Origin of the sequence: Kribbella italica, assembly GCF_014205135.1 — a bacterium.
GTDB classification, from domain to species: Bacteria; Actinomycetota; Actinomycetes; order Propionibacteriales; family Kribbellaceae; genus Kribbella; species Kribbella italica.
Window position 1 is genome coordinate 4611089 of the sequence record NZ_JACHMY010000001.1, and the last position, 17727, is coordinate 4628815.

General features: G+C 70.2%; 20 protein-coding genes. 13 read left to right on the forward strand and 7 right to left on the reverse strand.

Translation table 11 applies throughout. From position 1 onward, the window contains the following. Nucleotides 1-7 precede the first annotated feature (7 nt). A complete protein-coding gene (locus HDA39_RS21315; RefSeq protein WP_184797667.1) occupies nucleotides 8-1081 on the forward strand; it encodes a hypothetical protein in 1074 nt (357 codons plus the stop codon). A gap of 457 nt (nucleotides 1082-1538) precedes the next feature. Here the strand turns inward: HDA39_RS21315 and HDA39_RS21320 are convergent, their stop codons facing one another. Next, nucleotides 1539-2120, reverse strand: coding sequence for a TetR/AcrR family transcriptional regulator (locus HDA39_RS21320; RefSeq protein ID WP_184797668.1), 582 nt, complete (start codon nucleotides 2118-2120; stop codon nucleotides 1539-1541). 93 nt (nucleotides 2121-2213) lie between these two features. Between HDA39_RS21320 and HDA39_RS21325 the strand changes: the two genes are divergently transcribed. Together HDA39_RS21325 and HDA39_RS21330 are read left to right on the forward strand one after the other, a co-directional pair. Then, on the forward strand, nucleotides 2214-4373 hold the full coding sequence (locus HDA39_RS21325; protein WP_184797670.1) for an MMPL family transporter: 2160 nt from the start codon (nucleotides 2214-2216) through the stop codon (nucleotides 4371-4373). Nucleotides 4374-4499: 126 nt separating this feature from the next. Further along, the gene (locus tag HDA39_RS21330; protein WP_184797672.1) at nucleotides 4500-5525 is read left to right on the forward strand and encodes an NAD(P)/FAD-dependent oxidoreductase; all 1026 of its coding nucleotides are present in this window, start codon (nucleotides 4500-4502) and stop codon (nucleotides 5523-5525) included. A 55-nt stretch (nucleotides 5526-5580) separates the two neighbouring features. Here HDA39_RS21330 and yczE read toward each other — a convergent pair whose 3' ends face one another. Continuing rightward, nucleotides 5581-6258 (reverse strand): membrane protein YczE, encoded by a 678-nt coding sequence (gene yczE / locus HDA39_RS21335; protein ID WP_184797674.1) that lies wholly within the window; start codon nucleotides 6256-6258, stop codon nucleotides 5581-5583. 62 nt (nucleotides 6259-6320) lie between these two features. On the opposite strand from yczE, the gene yczR reads away from it, so the two are divergent. From yczR to HDA39_RS21355, 4 genes are all read left to right on the forward strand, one after another. Beyond that, a complete protein-coding gene (gene yczR / locus HDA39_RS21340) occupies nucleotides 6321-7763 on the forward strand; it encodes a MocR-like transcription factor YczR (protein ID WP_184797676.1) in 1443 nt (480 codons plus the stop codon). Nucleotides 7764-7850: 87 nt separating this feature from the next. Further along, nucleotides 7851-8489, forward strand: coding sequence for a peptide-methionine (S)-S-oxide reductase MsrA (gene msrA / locus HDA39_RS21345; RefSeq protein ID WP_184797678.1), 639 nt, complete (start codon nucleotides 7851-7853; stop codon nucleotides 8487-8489). A gap of 156 nt (nucleotides 8490-8645) precedes the next feature. Further along, a complete protein-coding gene (locus HDA39_RS21350) occupies nucleotides 8646-8987 on the forward strand; it encodes a YciI family protein (protein WP_184797680.1) in 342 nt (113 codons plus the stop codon). 1 nt (nucleotide 8988) lies between these two features. Then, a complete protein-coding gene (locus HDA39_RS21355) occupies nucleotides 8989-9345 on the forward strand; it encodes a YciI family protein (protein WP_184797682.1) in 357 nt (118 codons plus the stop codon). Between the two features lie 240 nt (nucleotides 9346-9585). Here HDA39_RS21355 and HDA39_RS21360 read toward each other — a convergent pair whose 3' ends face one another. Continuing rightward, entirely contained in the window at nucleotides 9586-10209 is a 624-nt protein-coding gene (locus tag HDA39_RS21360) for a histidine phosphatase family protein (RefSeq protein WP_184797684.1), read from the reverse strand. 143 nt (nucleotides 10210-10352) lie between these two features. Here HDA39_RS21360 and HDA39_RS21365 point away from each other — a divergent pair, with 143 nt between their 5' ends. Beyond that, a complete protein-coding gene (locus HDA39_RS21365; protein WP_184797686.1) occupies nucleotides 10353-10673 on the forward strand; it encodes a hypothetical protein in 321 nt (106 codons plus the stop codon). A 103-nt stretch (nucleotides 10674-10776) separates the two neighbouring features. Here the strand turns inward: HDA39_RS21365 and HDA39_RS21370 are convergent, their stop codons facing one another. Next, on the reverse strand, nucleotides 10777-11304 hold the full coding sequence (locus tag HDA39_RS21370) for a DinB family protein (RefSeq protein WP_184797688.1): 528 nt from the start codon (nucleotides 11302-11304) through the stop codon (nucleotides 10777-10779). A 73-nt stretch (nucleotides 11305-11377) separates the two neighbouring features. On the opposite strand from HDA39_RS21370, the gene HDA39_RS21375 reads away from it, so the two are divergent. The 3 genes from HDA39_RS21375 to HDA39_RS21385 all read left to right on the forward strand — a co-directional run bounded on the left by HDA39_RS21375 (nucleotide 11378) and on the right by HDA39_RS21385 (nucleotide 13770). After that, nucleotides 11378-11971, forward strand: a complete 594-nt coding sequence (locus tag HDA39_RS21375) for a hypothetical protein (protein ID WP_184797690.1) — start codon at nucleotides 11378-11380, stop codon at nucleotides 11969-11971. 272 nt (nucleotides 11972-12243) lie between these two features. Then, nucleotides 12244-13446, forward strand: coding sequence for an alpha/beta fold hydrolase (locus HDA39_RS21380; RefSeq protein WP_184797692.1), 1203 nt, complete (start codon nucleotides 12244-12246; stop codon nucleotides 13444-13446). A gap of 9 nt (nucleotides 13447-13455) precedes the next feature. Next, nucleotides 13456-13770, forward strand: coding sequence for a nucleoside triphosphate pyrophosphohydrolase (locus tag HDA39_RS21385; protein ID WP_337925836.1), 315 nt, complete (start codon nucleotides 13456-13458; stop codon nucleotides 13768-13770). A 28-nt stretch (nucleotides 13771-13798) separates the two neighbouring features. On the opposite strand, the gene HDA39_RS21390 is transcribed toward HDA39_RS21385, so the two are convergent. Together HDA39_RS21390 and HDA39_RS21395 are read right to left on the reverse strand one after the other, a co-directional pair. Then, a complete protein-coding gene (locus HDA39_RS21390; RefSeq protein ID WP_184797694.1) occupies nucleotides 13799-15019 on the reverse strand; it encodes an MFS transporter in 1221 nt (406 codons plus the stop codon). Continuing rightward, nucleotides 15009-15584 (reverse strand): winged helix-turn-helix domain-containing protein, encoded by a 576-nt coding sequence (locus HDA39_RS21395; protein WP_184797696.1) that lies wholly within the window; start codon nucleotides 15582-15584, stop codon nucleotides 15009-15011. Before HDA39_RS21395 ends, HDA39_RS21390 begins: the two co-directional genes overlap by 11 nt. A 160-nt stretch (nucleotides 15585-15744) precedes the next feature. Between HDA39_RS21395 and HDA39_RS21400 the strand changes: the two genes are divergently transcribed. Together HDA39_RS21400 and HDA39_RS21405 are read left to right on the forward strand one after the other, a co-directional pair. Further along, on the forward strand, nucleotides 15745-16167 hold the full coding sequence (locus HDA39_RS21400) for a hypothetical protein (protein WP_184797698.1): 423 nt from the start codon (nucleotides 15745-15747) through the stop codon (nucleotides 16165-16167). 54 nt (nucleotides 16168-16221) lie between these two features. Then, the gene (locus HDA39_RS21405) at nucleotides 16222-16623 is read left to right on the forward strand and encodes a VOC family protein (protein WP_184797700.1); all 402 of its coding nucleotides are present in this window, start codon (nucleotides 16222-16224) and stop codon (nucleotides 16621-16623) included. Here the strand turns inward: HDA39_RS21405 and HDA39_RS21410 are convergent, their stop codons facing one another. Continuing rightward, nucleotides 16624-17709 (reverse strand): GNAT family N-acetyltransferase, encoded by a 1086-nt coding sequence (locus HDA39_RS21410; protein WP_238356116.1) that lies wholly within the window; start codon nucleotides 17707-17709, stop codon nucleotides 16624-16626. Nucleotides 17710-17727: the final 18 nt, after the last annotated feature.

Here is a 17727-nt window from a genome sequence, read left to right on the forward strand (position 1 = left end):
AGATTCGATGAGCACACCGAACCAGGGTCCGGAAACCGCCGCGCGGCCGGGCCTGTCCGACGAGGCCCTCAAGTCGCTCGGGCCGATGACCCCTGCTCAGCAGCAGGCGATGAACCACGTGGTGAACGCGGTCAAGGCCGTCGCTCCGATGATCAACGCGGTCGCCAAGTGCATCCGCGGCATCCGCAACACGTTCGCCCGGATTTCGCAGGCGGCTCAGCGGCTGACCAGCACCGACCGGGCGCTGAACCAGTCGCAGGGTGGTCGCCACCGCGCCGACGGGTCGACTGCCGGTCGGCAGGCGGCTGCCGGTCCCGCGCCGCAGGCAGGTGAGTTGAGCGCGCCGGTCCGTGAGGCGACGGTCCAGGCTCGCGACCGCGGGCGGAGCTTGGCGCGCGACGCCGGCAGGGCTCTGGTGAACGGTACGGGCAAGGCGCTGGCGTCGGCCGGCCGCTGGGCCTGGTCCAAGATGCAGGCGGGCAAGGCCGCCGCCGGCGAGCAGGTGGCGAAGCAGGTGGCCCGGGGTCAGGCGTGGGCCAACGAGAAGGTCACGCCTTTGGTGCAGGCGGCCGACAACAAGCTGTCGCAGGCCGCGGACTGGACCGGCGGCAAGGTGGACCAGGCGGTGGCGTACGGCAACCAGCAGATGAGCCGAGCGGCCGCGAGGGCCAGCGCTGCGCTCGCCGCGTTCGCCGTGAACCGCTCCGACCCCAGCCTCACCTCTCCGGACCAGGCACTCGGCCAGAAGGCCCAACTGCTGGCCATCTCGAAGGCCATCGAAGCCGTCACCGTGCCGCAGGACCAGCGCGCGGCGAGACTGGCCGAGTTCGTGGAGCTGGCCGGAAAGCTCCCCGCCGAGGCAGGCGCCACCGTCGAGAAGCCCGGCGGCCCGGCCGTCGAAGCCGGCGCACAGAGCGTCGCCGCCAGCCAGCACGCGGCCTGGGTCCTGGGCCCGAACGCCGATGCCAACTCGATCCGCCCACCCGCCGCTACCGGCCAGGCAACCCCGAGCGCAGCCGAGTCGGCCCCCGGCCTCCACACCAAGAAGGAAGGCCCCGAGTCCACCCAGACCCGGGACTGACACAGCACGACCAACGGGCCCGCCCACCACAGGCGGGCCCGACCACAGCACCAAGCGAGCCCGCCCACCATGGGCCCGGGTTGTGCGCGGACGGACCCGTGGTGCTGCGTGGGGCAGGTGGTGGCGTCGCTGGTGGTGAAGTGTGCGGGTCGCCCGGGGTGGTTGGGGCCGGGGTGACGCGGCCGGGGAGGTCGCGGGGGCTGAGCCCGCGGCGGCCGGAACTAGCGAGGCGTAGGTCTGGGCTGTGCGCGGACCCACCCCTGCTGCTGCGGCGTGCGGCCCGTGGTGCGGGTCGCTGGTGGTGCTGTGCGCGGGTCGGCCGTGGTAATCCGGCCCGCTTGGTGGTGTAGTCGAGCGCGCCCTACTCCTCGCTCTTCACGGCCGCCGCGGCCTCAGCCCCCGCGACCTCCCCGGCCGCATCGCCGCCGACCGCAACCACCCCGGCGTACAAGAAAACTCAGAAAGACACGTTCCGCCGCCCCGACAGCACCGCGGTGGCTGCTTCCAGGAGCGTCTGCCGGAGCTCGGCGTCACCAAGCTGCGCCGGCTCCAGACCCGACGACAGCACCGCGCCAACCACCTCCACAGCAGCAGCCGCGACCACGCGGTCGCGAGCAGACGGCGCAGGCCCGGCCAGCCACAGCTGGAAGGCGCGGCTGCGCCCGATCAGGTCGTCGAGGTCGTCGCCGAAGGCCGCGAGGATCGCCGCGACGTCGCGCAGGACGGTCGGCCCGGTCCCGCGGTGCTTGATCACCACGTCCAGGTACTCGCTGAGCAGCTCCTGCTCGGTCTCGCGCGACCACTCGACGGTCTCGATCCGCAGCAGGACCTCGTTGATGTCGTCGAAGAACGTCCCGATGATCGCCTTCAGCAGGTCCTGCTTCGACGAGTAGTGGTAGTACAGCGACGCCTTGGTGATCCCGACCTGCTCGGCGATCTCCCGCAGGCTGGTCTTCTCGTACCCCTGCCCGCTGAACAGCTCGAGCGCCGCCCGGTGGATCTCGCCCTTGGTGTCGCGGGCCCTGGTCTCGTGCTGCATGTCACCACTTTCTCACTTTGCCAGCCTACCGTGCGGCAGGTAGTCTACCAACCGACCGGCAGGTAGAGACCGGCACGGCAGAAGGGGCTCCCCGTGTTCAACCGACTCGGACGGTTCGTCGTCCACCACCCGTGGAAGGTGATCGCCGCCTGGGTGATCGCGGCGGTCGCCGTGCTCGCCTTCGCGCCGACGCTCGCCGACGTCACCAGCAAGGACCAGGCCAGCTTCCTGCCCGACTCCTACGAGTCGGTCCAGGCGCAGAAGCTGGCGTCCGACGCGTTCGGCCAGACCAACGACGCGACCGCGAGCATCGTGGTCAAGCGGACCGCCGGCGGCGAGCTGTCCGCGGCCGACCAGGCCGAGGTGACCGGCCTCGCGAAGGCGATCACCGACGCGAAGATCGACCGCGTCACCGCCGCGGTCTCCGGCCCCCAGGCCCTCTCGCCGAACAAGCAGGTCCAGCTGGTCAGCGTCGGCCTCAAGGGTCTGGCCGACGACCAGGCCGTGCTCGACGCCGTACAGAAGGTCCGTGACCTCGCCGGGCCCGCGCTCGCCGACAGCGGACTGCAGTACGGCGTGACCGGCGACGCCGCGCTCTACCTCGACAACCAGGACGCCTTCGAGAACGCGTTCGTCGTGGTCGGCGTCGCGACCCTCGTCCTGATCGTCGGACTGCTGCTGTTCATCTACCGCAGCCCGGTCGCGGCGCTGCTGCCGATCCTCACCGTCGGCCTGGTCAGCGCGATCGCGCCCGGCCTGATCGCCCTGGCCGCCAAGGCGTTCGACCTGCAGGTCACCCAGGACCTGCAGACCATCCTGACCGTCGTCCTGTACGGCGTGGGCACCGACTACATCCTGTTCCTGCTCTTCCGGTACCGCGAACGCCTGCGCGCCGGCGAGGAGCCGAAGCAGGCCCTGATCACCGCGGCCGGCCGGGTCGCCGAGGTGATCGTCTCCGCGGCCGGCGCGATCGTGGTCTCGTTCAGCGCGCTGCTGCTGGCGGTCTTCGGCGGGTTCAAGAGCCTCGGCCCGGGCCTGGCGATCGCCGTCGCGGTGATGGCGTTCGCGGCGATCACGCTGATCCCGGCGGTCGTCTCGCTGCTCGGCCCGAAGGTGTTCTGGCCGTCGAAGTCGTGGCAGAAGACGCCGAAGGGCGCGATGTTCAAGCGGTTCGGCAAGTTCACCGCCAAGCGTCCGGCCCTGGTCGCGACGATCTCCGGCGGCATCATGGTCGCGCTCGCGCTCGGCACGCTCGGGATGAAGATCGACTACGACGCGTTCGCCCAGCTGCCGGCCGACACCGAGTCGGCCCGCGCGATCAAGGACCTGCAGACCGGCTTCCCGGCCGGCGCGCTGAACCCCACGACCGTCTACGTGAAGAGCACCGACGGCAGCCCGCTCGACCCGGCCGAGCTGAAGCAGTACGCCGGCAAGCTCGCGCAGGTCGACGGCGTCGGCGCGGTCCTGCCCGCCGCGGCCGACGGCTCCCCCGCGCTGCTGAACGGGGACAAATCCGTTGCCCAGATCAACGTCGTACTGGACGGAGCGCCGTACGCGTCGGAGTCTCTCGACCTGGTCGACGGCGCCCTGAAGGACGCGGCACACGCCGACGCCCCCGCCGGTACGACGACCCTGCTCGGCGGCGTGACCTCGTCGTACACCGACATCCGCGACGCCAACAGCCGCGACCTGTCGGTGATCTTCCCGGTCGCCGGCGGCCTGATCGCGATCATCCTGGCGCTGCTGCTGCGCAGTCTGCTGGCGCCGCTGGTGCTGATGATCGCGGTGGTGCTGAGCTTCTTCAGTACGACGGGCGCCACGGTCCTGGTCTTCCAGGGCGCCGCCGGCCACGCCGGGGTGTCGTTCTCGCTGCCGATCATGCTCTACCTGTTCGTCGTTGCCATCGGCACCGACTACAACATCCTGATGATCGCCCGGCTGCGCGAGGAAGCCGAGGAAGGTACCGATCCACGGACCGCGGCCGACCTCGCGATCGAGCACGGCGGCCCGTCGGTCGCGGCGGCCGGCCTGATCCTGGCCGGCACGTTCTCCTCGCTGATGCTGGCCGGGATGGCACTGCTCACCGAGATGGGCTTCTCGGTCGCCGTCGGGATCGCGATCTCCGCGTTCGTGATGTCGATCTTCCTGGTGCCCAGCGTCACCGCCCTGCTCGGTACGAAGGCGTGGTGGCCGCGCAAGCTGAAGACCAAGCAGCCGACCGCCGAGGACCGGACGCTGGAGCCGGTCGGCTGACCCGAAGAGCCGCAGGCTGAGGGGTCCTGCGCAGCGAAGCCCGGACCGGCGACGGTCCGGGCTTCGCTGTGTCTGGGTGCCGAAACTCGGTGTCGCCACATTGCTTCCCCTGCTACAACGAACAGCATGGCGGAGCGCAGCATTGTCGTGGTCGGGGCCGGCATCGTCGGGTCCTCGCTGGCGTACCACCTGAGCGGACAGGGCCGGCCGGTCACACTGATCGACGCGGGCCTGCCCGGTTCAGGCGTGACCCGGGCTTCCTTCGCCTGGATCGGCCGACCCGTCAGCAGCGACCGGCCCTCCGCGCCCCTGCGCTACCTCGCACTGGACGAGTACCGGCGCCTGGAGGCGGAGCTTCCCGGGCTGTCGATCCGCTGGACGGGTTCACTGGTCTGGGACGGCTTCGACGACTCCCCCGGGACGACCACCGACAACGTCCACGCGCTGGAGCCGCAGCTCGTCGATCCCCCGGCCGAAGCCATCCACCACCCCGAGGACGCGGCGTTCGACCCGGTCGCGGCGAGCGAACTCCTGACCGCCACCGCGCGCGACCGAGGCGCGCGATTGATGGCAGGCACGCAGGCGATCGCCGTCGAGCACGAGGCAGGCACGATCACCGGCGTACGGACGTCCGCCGGAACTGTCGCCGCGTCGACCGTCGTACTGGCCGCCGGTACGGGCAGCGTCGCCCTCTGCGCCGGGGTCGGTGTCACGCTGCCGGTCGAGCCGTCGCCCGCGATCCTCGTCCGCTTACGCGCGACGCCCGGCCTGGTCCGGGCGATCATCGCGACGCCGTCGCTGGAGGCCCGGCAACTGGACGACGGCACGGTCCTGGCTCCCACGGCCTACACAGGCGAGACCGATCAGGCCGCACTGCTCGAGACCGCGAAGCGTGTCCGCGACCGGTTCGCCGCCTCCTTCAAGGGCGCCGGCGACGCCGGGATCCTCTCCGTCGAGATCGGCTGGCGACCGATGCCCGTCGACGACGAACCGATCATCGGCACACCGGCCGGCACCCAGGGCCTGTACGTCGCCGTGATGCACTCCGGAATCACCCTGGCCGCCGCCGTCGGCCGCCTCGCCGCGTCCGAGATCCTCACGAATCGGCCGGTACCCGAACTCGAAGGCTGCCGCCCGACCCGTTTCGACTGACGGGCCCGGTCCGCGAGGTGTTGCACACAGCTCACTGACTCAGGCCCGGCCGAGCCTAGGACCTCACACGCTCCGGCAGTCGCACGGTGAAGATCGGCAGCAGCACATGCACCAGCGGACCGATCGCCAGCGCGTAGGCAACAGTCCCCAGCCCGACCACCCCTCCGAGCAGCCAGCCCACAGCAAGCACCGTCACCTCGATGCTCGTCCGGACCAGCCGCACGCTCAGCCCAGTACGCCGTACCAAGCCCGTCATCATCCCGTCGCGCGGCCCCGGCCCGAACTGGGCGCCGATGTAGAGCGCACCCGCGAGCGCGTTCAGCACGATCCCACCGATGGTCAGGTACAGGATCCGCACCCAGAGTGCGTCCGGCGTCGGCACGAGCGAGAGCGTCAGATCCGTGACCAGGCCGATCACGATCGCATTGCTGATCGTGCCGAGCCCCGGCCACTGGCGCAGCGGGATCCAGAACAGCAGTACGACGAAGCTCATCGCGATCACCACCGTGCCGAAGGTCAGCGGCAGGTGCTCGGTGATGCCCGAGTGCAGCACGTCCCACGGGTCCAGGCCGAGGTGGCTCTCGATCATCAGGCCCATCGAGGCGCCGTACAGGACCAGTCCGACGTACAGCTGGATCAAGCGGCGCGGCAGACGACCGGCCCGAAGCTGCTCGATCGGGTTCAGCGCGGCGAGGGCGCGAGGAGGCGTGGCGGGTTCTGCGGTGGCGGTCACAGGATCCAGTTTCGGTGCCAGTGGCCTGGTGATCGATAGCCAATTGAGGAATAGTGGACTGCATGACTGGCCAACAACTCCCCGCGAGCACCCTGAGCGGCCTGCTCGGAGCATGGTCCGACGCCGGCGGACCGGCGTACCGGGCTCTGGCCGAGCGCCTCCGCCTGCTGATCGCGGACGGGCGGATCATGCCCGGCTCCCGGCTGCCGAGCGAGCGCGAGCTGACCGACGCGCTCGGTGTCAGCCGTACGACGGTCGCCTCGGCGTACCGCGAACTGCGCGACCGCGGGTACCTGATCAGCCGGCGCGGATCCGGCAGCGTGACCGCGCTGCCGTCGCGGATCGAGCCCGAGCTCGGGCGGCACCACGCGCCGGGGATCGACACGGACGGGCTGTACGACTTCACCTGCGCGGCCTCGCCCGCCGTACCGGGCATCAGTACGGCGGTTGCCGCGGCGATGGAGGACCTGCCGCACCATCTGGCGACGCCCGGCTATCACCCGCAGGGACTGCCGGAGCTGCGCGAGGAGATCGCGGCGTCGTACGAGGCTCGCGGACTGCCGACGTCCGCGGACCAGATCGTCGTCACGGCGGGCGCGCTGGCGGCAACGGCGATCGCGGTCCGGGCGATGACGCAGATCGGCGACCGGGTGCTGACCGAGAGCCCGACCCACCCGAACTCGGTCGACTCGATCCGGCGCAGCGGCGCGCGCGTCGTGGCCGCGCCGATGAGCCCCGGCGGCTGGGACCTCCCGTTGCTAGAGGCAACGATCAGGCAGACCGCGCCGCGCGCCGCCTGGCTGGTGGTCGATTTTCAGAACCCGACCGGCCGGCTGATGCCCGCCGCGGACCGGCAGCGGCTGGCGATCGCGTTCGCGCGCAGCCGGACGACGGCGATCATCGACGAGACCCTGTACGAGCTGCCGCTGGACGGGCAGGAGATGCCGCCGCCGTTCGCTTCCTTCGATCCGGGCGGCGTGATCACCGTCGGGTCGGTGAGCAAGTCGTTCTGGGGCGGGCTGCGGATCGGCTGGCTGCGGGTGCCGGAGACGCTGGTCGCGCGGATCCTGGACGCGCGAGCGTCGATGGATCTGGGGGCGCCGGTGCTCGAGCAGCTCGTTGTCGCGCGGCTGCTGCGGGAGCGTTCAGCGATTCTGCCGGAACGGCGGGCCGGGCTGCGGGAGCGGCGGGACGCGCTGGCCTCGGCGCTGCGGGCGGTGCTGCCGGACTGGAAGTTCACCCTGCCCGGCGGCGGGCTGTCGATGTGGTGCGAGCTGCCGGCGGCGGTCGGGTCTTCGCTGGTCGGGGTCGCGCAGCGTAACGGCGTACTGCTGGTGGCCGGGTCGCGGTTCTCGCCCGAGGGCGGTCTGGAGACGTTCATGCGGCTGCCGTACACGCAGGATCCGGACACGCTGCGTCACTCCGTGGAGCTGCTGGCGGCGTCGTACGGGCAACTGACCGAGCGCGGTCCGGCCCGCCGTACGGCGGCCGCCCTGATCGCCTGACGTCATCACGACGTAATCCCGGCCGGGAAGGTTCGCTCCTGGGGCCGCGTTGAGACACTATGAAAGTCATTCAGCGAGAGGCGTGAGATGTCGTTCTTCAAGCGCAACACCGCTCTGGTCGAGCCGTCGGCCGCACTGCCCGGCCGCCCGGAGCCCGGCTACGCCGTCCCGGCGGACAACATCGTGCTCGGTACGCCGCAGACGGCGCCGGTGCCCGAGGGCCTCGCCGAGGTCTGGTTCGGCACCGGCTGCTTCTGGGGGACCGAGGAGATCTTCTGGCAGCAGCCCGGCGTCTACACCACCGCCGTCGGCTACGCGGGTGGGTACAGCCCCAACCCGACGTACGAGGAGGTCTGCACCGGCGGAACCGGCCACACCGAGGCCGTCCGCGTCGTCTACGACCCGACCAAGACCACCTTCACCGACCTGCTGAAGGTCTTCTGGGAGACCCACGACCCGACCCAGGGCATGCGTCAGGGCAACGACCTGGGCTCCCAGTACCGCTCCGCGATCTACTACACGACCGAGGACCAGCGTCTCGAGGCCGAGCGCACCCGCGACCTCTACGCCCCGGTCATCAAGCCCCGCGGCTACGGCGACATCACCACGGAGATCGCCCCGCTGGACTCGTACTACTACGCCGAGGGCTACCACCAGCAGTACCTGGCCAAGAACCCCAACGGCTACCGCTGCCACAGCAACACGGGCGTGCCGTTCCCGGCCTGACGCTCGACCTGGAAGGGCGCCGCAGCTGCGGCGCCCTTCTCTTGTTTCATCGCGCTGGGGTCCGAGGAAACTGGGTAGCGTGTCGGATTGTGGGGTGGGTGTTCGTAGTACGGGTGAGAGGCGGCCGGGGCGGTCGCCGGGAGGAGGAGCGGTGAGATGACGCACTACCTGATCTCGTTCGACGACGGCACGATGGACGCGACCGAGGAGGAGCTGCCCGCGGTGGCGGATGCCGGGCACGCGGTGATCCAGGAGGCGAAGGACGCGGGGGTGTTCGTGTTCAGTGGTGGGCTGGACTACCGGCAGCAGCACGCGACCGTGGGGCGGGACGGCGTGGTCACCGACGGGCCGTACCCGGAGAGCAAGGAGCTGCTCGGCGGCGTACTGATCGTCGATGTCCCCACCTTCGACGACGCGCTGAAGTGGGCCGCCAAGACCGCGGCCGCGTGCCGGTGCGCGCAGGACGTGCGCGAGTTCTTCCCGTTCCGGCGGTTCTGAGATGACGGCGTACCTGATCTCGTTCGAGAAGGGCGCGATGGACCACATCGCGGCGGAGGACTGGCCCGACGTGGGTAAGGCCGCCCGGGCGGTGTGCGCGGAGGTCGAGGACGCCGGGGTGCTCGTCTTCTCCGACGGACTGAGTTACGACGACGGCGACGTCCAGCATGCCGTGGTTGCCGTCGACGGCGTGGTCACCGACGGCCCCTACGCCGAGGGCAGGGAACTCATCGGCGGCGTACTGATCGTGGATGTCGCCGATCGCGAGGCCGCTCTGGGGTGGGCCGCGAAGATCGCCGGCGCTTGCCGGTGCGCCCAGGATGTTCGCAAGTTCATGACCGGCCCTAGCGGCGCCTGACTGCGAGGGGGGCGTTGTCCGCTGCGGGCGACGCCCTTGCGGTATGGGGATCTGCAGGCTTGGCAGACCCGATGTCGGCGCGGTTCGGGGCGTCGGCGTTGGCGCGGTTCGGGGCGCCGGCGCGGTTCGGGGCGGCGGCGCGGTTCGGGGCGGCGGCGCGGTTCGTGGCGCCGGCGTCGGCGCGTGCCCTCGTACGCCGTACCGGTGTCGTACGCCGTACCGGCGGGCGATCGGGGCGGCTCAGACGCGCGGACCTGGTGGGAAGCCGGTCCAGCGGAGGGCGGCGGGGAGGTGCTGCATGTCGTTGTAGACAAGGACGGATGACGGCCGGCCTGGGGTGTAGCGGAGGACCGTCAGCGCGGCGTTGCAGTGGGCGAGGGTGAGCCAGCGCCAGGGCGGCGCGTCCAGTGCTTGGGTGACGAGCCAGGCGATCAGGAAGTTGTGGGTGACGAGGAGTTCGGGCTGCTCGCTGTCGGCCGGGCCGGTGAACCTGGCCAGCGCGAGGCGTGCCAACTCGGGGCCGTGCTCCAGTTCCTCGGGCGAGGACTGTTGCACGAAGCGGAGCAGGTGGTCGGCTGAGTCCGTTGGGAGCTCGTCCTTCTTCGGTACGTACGGGACGTAGTCCCCGGCGAGTTCCGAGACCTCCAGCGGGACGTCCACCGCGAGTTGCTGCTTGACCAGCTGCGCGGTCTGGACTGCACGTGGGAGCGGGCCGTGGTGGACGGTCGCGAAGGGGATGTCCTGCAGCCGCCGGCCGAGGAGCGCGGCCTGCTCGCGGCCTCGGTCGGTCAGGCCGCTGCCGTCCGGCAGAGCTTCGGCGTGTCGTACGACGTACAGGTATCGCGTTCGCTGATCGCCTGGCATGCCCTGGTTGACGCCGGTGGTGCTGGATGAGTTCGGCCCATCGGCCTCTGGCCGCCGAAGGGGTCCGAACACTCGCGCGCGAGTGCCCAGGGGCGTCGGCAGGTAGATTGGCCGGGATTTTCGCCCATCGAGCTGGAGGATTCATGCGCCCGATCGCCCTTGGTGCCCTGTCCCTGCTGGTCACGGCCGCCGCCGTCGCCCTGCCCGTCACGACCGCCCAGGCCGCCCCGGCCACCGTTGCCGCGGTCGACTGCGAGGTCTGGCGCTCGACCGGCGCGGGCCTGACCGGTTTCGGCCGGTGCGTGGAAGCCAACGGTCACCCGCGTTTCCAGATCAGAGTCCGTTGCGACAAGACCGGCGCCTACGTCCGGTCGCCCATCGTCCCCCTCCGCCAGACCACCTGGGCCACCTGCACGTCAGCCCAGGGCGGCGCCTCCGAAATCACCGTCATCGGCGTCGGCTGACCCCAGGCCGCCCTCGCCGCCACCCCCGGCGAGCGAGGGCGGCCCACCTCAGAACCGCACCAGCAAACCCGCTCCACCGCCAGGCCGGTGCGTCGAGGGTTGCTCAGCCCATCGACTTCTGACCGTCGATCGTCTCGCGGATGATGTCCGCGTGGCCGGCGTGCTGGGCGGTCTCGGCGACGATGTGCAGGAACACCCGGCGTACCGACCAGAAGACACCCGCCGGCTGCCACGGCGCGGTCGGGAGCTCGTGGCTCGCGTCGAGATCGAGGATCTTCACCAGCTCGTCGGTCTCGGCCGCGACCTTCTCGTACTCCGCCAGTACGCCGGCCAGCGTCTCCCCTTCAGCCAGCCGGAACTTGTTCTCCCACTCGGCCACGAACTCCGGCGTGTACTCGACGTCGGTCACGTCCTCGCCCTTGCCGTCGCGAGCGAAGTCGGCCCAGTGCTGCTCGACCGTGGTCACATGCTTGATCAGCCCGCCAACCGTCAGCGCGCTGACCGTGCTGCGGGTGTTCGCCTGCTCGTCGGTGAGCCCCTCGGCGGTGTGCCGCAAGAAGTAGCGGTGCTTCGCGAGGAAGTCGAGGATGTCGGCGCGCTCACCGGTCACGGTCTGCTCGTTTGTCGTCATACGACAACTCTAGAAGGAGTAGCGGCCAGTTCTTGACCTCTTCTCCGACCTCATTGATTGAGATCATCCGGGCATGCCCGACGTACCCACGAGCTTCCGCCAGGACTGGACCCGCCTCTGGAACCTCGCCGAGCGACTGACCACGGCGCACCCGCACTCCGACGTGTTCAGCGACCCCGAAGACCCGTCGACGGTGCTCGGCTTCGCCGGCCTGTTCCTGGAGCCGCCCGACGACCCGGGTGACGGCTGGAGCGAGTACGTCAACAGCCCCCGCAACGCGATCACGTTCGGTTCGACCGGCGTCGACGGTGTCCACTTCTGCGCGCTCTTCGGCCCGGCCGACGCCCCGACCACCACGATCGTCCTCTGCGTCCCGCTGGCCGACGAGCCCAACCACGTCGTCGGCACCAGCCTGGCCGAGTTCCTCGCCCTCGGCTGCCGGACGGGCTACCACCTCGACCCCCTCGCCTACGACTTCCGCGAGACGATGATCGAGGAACTGCAGGCCCAGCAACTCTCCGAGGAGCCCGAACGGGTCTTCCTCCTCGAAGCGCTCACCGAGGAGTTCAACCTGGGTCCATGGCCCGACGTCGCCCCTCGCCTCGCGGAGCTGAAGACCCAGTACGCCGCCGACATCGCGTGGACGCCGTACCCGACTTTGGGATAGGGGCTGGGGGCTACTTGCGGCGGATGTAGCGGTACGCCGTCGGCGCCTACGTTCTGGGCATGCGAATTGTTGGGGTGGTTGTTGCTGTGGGCATGGTTGCGGCGGGGTTGAGTGGGGGGACCGCGGCGGCTTCGGGTGGGATCGAGTGGGAGGCGTGCGGGGCGGCGGGAGCCGTGGAGTGTGGCGTGTTGAAGGTGCCCCTGGACTGGGGGAGGCCGAGTGGGGCGACGACGGAGGTGTTTGTCTCGCGGGTGCCGGCGAAGGGGCGGAAGGTGGGAACACTGGTGTTCAACCCGGGTGGGCCGGGGTCGCCGGGTGGGTCGTTGTTCGAGAACGGGGTCGCGGATCGGTTGCTGCCGGAGTTGCGGGAGCGGTACGACCTGGTGAGCTTCGATCCTCGGGGCACGGGGAAGTCGAGTGATCTGGACTGCGGGCCGGTACTGCGCGCCGGCGTACCGGTGTTCCCGAAGACCAAGCGCGAGTACGACGCGATGGTTGCCTCGAGCCGGGCCACGGGAAATGCGTGCCTCGAGCAACACGGCGAGCTGATGCGCAACCTCGACACCCGAACAGTCGCCCGCGACATGGATGCCCTACGCAACGGTCTTGGTGAAGCGAAGTTGAACTTCCTCGGCCTGTCGTACGGATCGTTCCTCGGTACGACGTACGCGCAACTGTTTCCGCGCCGGGTCGGCCGGATGGTGATCGACGGGATCCTCGATCACGCGCAGGGGTCGACGCGGCTGATGCTCGACGAGGCGAAGGTGATGGAGGACGGGTTCAACCGATTCGCCCGCTGGTGCTCGGCGGATGCCACGTGCGCCCTGCACGGGCAGGACGTCGGCGCGGTGTGGGACCGGCTGGTCGCGCGGGCCGACCGGCGGCCGATCCCGGTCGAAGGGCACGAACCGGTCGACGGCGACACGATCCGGATGGCGTTGCCGGATCTGCTGCCGAAGACCGACCTCGCCGGCGACGCCTGGGCCGAGCTCGCCGACGGGATCGCGCAGGCGGTCGGCGGCGATGCGTCGCTGTTCGCCGAGGTGAGCTACGTCGGCGGCAACGACACGGCGTACGCGGCGGTGTCGTGCATGGACTTCCCCGGCGAGCTCAGCGGGTACGCCGATGCGAGGGCGCGACTGGCCGCGGCGAAGCGGATCGCCCCACGCGTCGGCGCGGCCGTCGAGGGCTGGGCGATCGCGGCCGCGTGCTCCGGCTGGCCGATCCCGCCGAGCAACCCGTGGCAGCCGACGCCGGTCAAGGACGCGCCGCCCATCCTGATCACGTCGACCAGCGACGACCCATCGACGCCGGTCACCGGCGCCCGCGGCCTCGCCCGGCAGATCCGCGGCAGCCGGCTCGTGGTCGCGAACGCCTTCGGGCACACCGCGTTCTTCAACTCGCCGTGCGCGCGGGCGAAGATCACGGCGTACCTGCTGGAGGGGACGCTGCCGCCGAGGTACTCGACCTGCTGAAATAGCCCGGTGCGCAAACTCGTGAGGGACCGGATGCCGGAGATCATTCGCGCGAAGGGCGAGGAGGCGATCGTCTACCGCGCCGAGCCCGACGAGTACCGGCGGCGGCTGCGCGACAAGCTGGTCGAGGAGGTCGACGAGTTCCTCAGCGAGGGCGAGGCCGAGCGCGAGGCGGCGCTGGAGGAACTGGCCGACGTACTGGAGGTCGTCCGTGCGCTGGCTGTCGACCTCGGCTCGAGCGCGGAGGAGATCGAGCGGATCCGCTCGACGAAGGCAGCGGAACGCGGTGCCTTCGCCGAGCGGGTCATCTGGTCGGACAAGTGAGCTGAGGTGTGCGCCTCCGCCAACGGCATCAGAGTTCGGAGTCGCGGATCGCTTTGGCCGTCGCGGCAGTGACCGCGGCCAGCAGGCACACGACGGCGCATCCGGCGAAGAAGACGCCTGTTCCCCAAGCAGCCGCGACCAGGCCGGTGACCGGGTAGAGCAGGGGGCTCAGGCCGAGGGTGCACAGGGACGTCACCGCGCCGACCCTGCCGAGGTACCGAGGTTCGGTCGTGCGTTGGAGCAGGGCGTTGCCGATAGCCATCGCCGCGCCGCTGATCGCACCGAGCGCGGCGGAACCGGCGATCAGGGCGCCGGCCGTGGTCACCTGGCCCAGGGCGCCGACCAGTACGGCGGTCGCGGTCAGGGTGCCCGCGAGCGCGACCCCCGCTCGCGGGACGCGAGCCAGAACGGTGAGCAGAATTCCGCTGACTGCACCTCCGATGCTGAACACGCTCAGGGCCCAGCCGAGGATGGCCGGACCCCAATGCCGTTCCGCGGTCAGTAGGACCAGACCGATTCCGACCGGACCGCTGAAGCACAGCTCGCTCAGCGCGACGACCACGACGAGACGAGCCAGTGGCCGGTTTCGTCGTAGGTACCGCAGCCCGTCCCGGAGGTCGTCCAACGGTGAGCCGGTCGATGGCTCGGCGGTCTGTCCCCGGTTCAGGCGGACGGCAAGGAGGAGACCGAAGGACAAGCTGAACAGCAGCCCGGCCAGACCGAAGCCCGCGGCGACTCCGGCGGCAGTCAACACGATCGCGGCGATCATCGGACCGACCGCATTGCTGACCCGGACCGCCAGGACCCGCAGTCCCTGCACCCGGCCGAGTTGTCCTGGATCGGTGAGCCGGCCCGCCAAGGCCCCCACGGCAGGCATGAACAGCGCGTCGATCACGCCGAAGACCAGCGCTACGGCGTACAGCATCGGCAGCCCGCCCCCGGTGAACTGCATCAGCGCGGCAGCGCCGACGATGAGCACGCAGCGGGCGAAGTCGCTGCCGATCACCACTCGGCGCGGTCCGTACCGGTCGGCGATCACTCCGCCGACCAGCATCAGCAGCGCCCGAGGAATGGCTCCGACGGCCAGTACGGCGCCGACCTGAGCCGGCCCGGCAAGGCGGGTCACCGCCCAGGACAGGGTCAGAAAGAAGACGACGTCACCGCTGACTGATGCGGTGTAGGCCGTCGCCCAGCGCAGGACGTTGCTGTCCCGGTAGGCAGCCGGGTGCGTCGTGCCGCTACGCGTCATCGTCCGGCTCGAGTAGTGGAAACCCGTGCAGCTGAAGGGCTACTGGCGTTCCAGCTTCGTCGTCGTGGCGGCGGTGCTTCTCGACGACCGCAGCCAGCTCTGACTTCAGTTCGTTGAGTTCGGCCGGGGTCAATCGCAGCGTGTAGTTGCTGAACGTCGACGCCTCGTACCACTCGTCGGGCAGCAGCGGCGCGGTGTATGCCAACCGTCGCAACTGCTCGCTGTACGCGAGCAGAACCGCATGCAGGTATCCGCGGCTGTCCTCTCGCTCGCCAGGACCACCGCTTGCAGGATCGTGAATCGATGACCGATGCCGAGCCTGCCACCAGCGGTCGCGCCTGGTCCCACGCTGGGTGTCCTCTTCGATCAGACCCCCGTCTGCCAGCTGCCGCAGGTGGTAACTCGCTGCGCCAGAGTCGATCTCGTAGTGCTCCGCGAGCTGTCGCGCCGTCGCAGGACCACGCTGCCGCAGGTGCTCCAGCAAAGTCAGTCGCATCGGGTGAGCGAGGACCCGCAGTGCGGCCACATCCAGGACGATGTCGCCCGCCGGCGTCTGATCATTCATGGGCCCCAGCCTAACCCAGAAGAATTCTTCGCGAAGAGATCTTCTGGTTTTGATAATCTCTAGCGGTCGCGCTGGTACGGTCGCATCTCGTACGGACTGAAACCGTTCGGTTACGGCCCGTCGCCGAGGCGTGGGAACGGTCGGCTGGCATCCTCTGCGGATGGTGATCGAGCGGCGTAGTCCGTGGTGGCGGGGGTCGGTGAGTTCGGATCTCGCGGAGTTCCTGGTGGCCTTCTCGCACGGGCAGGTGAGCGAGATCGTGCCGGCCCGGTGCGACGGGTGCGGGGACTCGGTGTTCGTGGTCGGGATCGACGACGACAACGGGTACGCCGTACGACGTTGCGCCGGCTGCGACCGGCCCTGGGTGATGCTCGCTGGGACCGACTGGGCCGAGGTCCAGCGGGCGGTCTGCCCGTGCGGCGGCGAGCTGTTCGAGGTCGCGGCAGGGTTCACCGAGCGCGTGGACGGCGAGCTCGGTTGGGTCTACCTCGCGCTGCGTTGCACCACCGACGACGCCCTCGGCCTGTACGGCGACTGGCGGATCACCGCCCGCCCGACGCGCAAGCTCCTCGACCTGGTCTGAAAACCGGGGGTGCCGCCTGGCAGGATCGCCGCAATCGAAGTCGAGGAGGGCGAGATGGCATTGCGGTGGTACTCCGTGGTGGTGGACTGTGCCGACGTGAAGGCGCAGGCGGCGTGGTGGGCCGAGGCGCTGGACTGGCGCCTGATCATCGAGACCGACGACGAGTGCGTGATCATCCCGTCGTGGGTGGACGAGCAGGCGATGCGGGAGACGCCGTGGGAGCGGGTCGGGCCGGGCATCGTGTTCGTGCCGGTTCCGGAGGGCAAGGCGGTGAAGAACCGGCTGCACCTGGACTTCGCGCCGCACACAAGCCAGGACCGCGACGCCGAGATCGCCCGGCTGTTGGGGCTGGGCGCCCGCCGCGTCGACGTCGGCCAGCCGGACGGCCCGAGCTGGACCGTCCTGGCCGACCCCGAGGGCAACGAGTTCTGCGTCCTCAGCTCCCGGGACAGCTGATCATGCGGTGGTGATCTCGATCGGGATCGACGGCGCGAAGCCCTCGCAGGCCTTGGCGAGCCCGTCGACGGTCAGCTTCTCGGCGAACAGCTCGGGATCCGGCCGAAAGTGCACCGTCGTACCGGTCGTCGAAGCGGCCGGCAGCGACACCAACGGCCCGCGCGGTACGCCGTACTCGTAGCGGCGCGTCCAGCTGCCCTCGGTCCGGTGGTTGGTGTGGATCGCCCACGCGCTGAGCGCGACGACCACCGACATGCCGTTGCGTGGGCGGCCGTCGGGCAGGAGCTGCGCCGACGGATCGCCGAAGAAGCGCAGGTCGCGCGTCGCCATGATCGGCTTCACCATCGGTACGCCGTCGTCGTCGAAGCGGACGTGAGTGCCACGGCCGTCGTCCGAGACCTCGATCGAGCCGTCGTCGTGGAGTACGACGCGCGCCCGCGTCGCCGTACCGCCGACGCCCTCGTCGACCGGATACGCGATCGCCTCCAGCGCCAGGTGCAGCAGGTCGCCGTACTGGCCCGGATCCGCGCGGACCGCGTCGATGTGCGCGGCATCGGCCACGGAGAGCCAGCTGTGCGAGCTCAGCCGCAGATCGACGAACGGAATCGTGTCCCCCGGCAGCACGTACCGGTCGATCTCCACGAACCCGTGCCGCTGCGCGAAGTGCAGCCCCTCGGCGTTGCTCGCGAGCACGATCGTCTCGACGTCCGTCGCGCCCAGCGACTCGGCCGTCGCGAGCCCGCGGCGGTACAGCTGCTCGCCGTACCCACGCTGCCGGTACGCCGGAAGTACGCGCGCGATCACCGTCACGGCCGGCGAGTCCTCCGGCGGCCGCACCGTCGAGCACCCGACCGCGACGTCGTCGGCGTACAGGACCTCGAGATGGTTGCGCCCGGCCCGTTCCCGGACGTCGTCGGTGGACAACGGCGCCGTCGGGATGATCGCGTTGTGCACCTCCCGCCAGTCCTCGACCAGCCGGTCGTCCCCCGCCTCCACCACAACCATCCGCAGCTCACTCACCCGCCCACCCAACCCGCCCCCACTCCCCAGGTCAAGGAGCCGTACGTCGAAAAGCTGCGGACCCATTTCACGAAATGATGACCC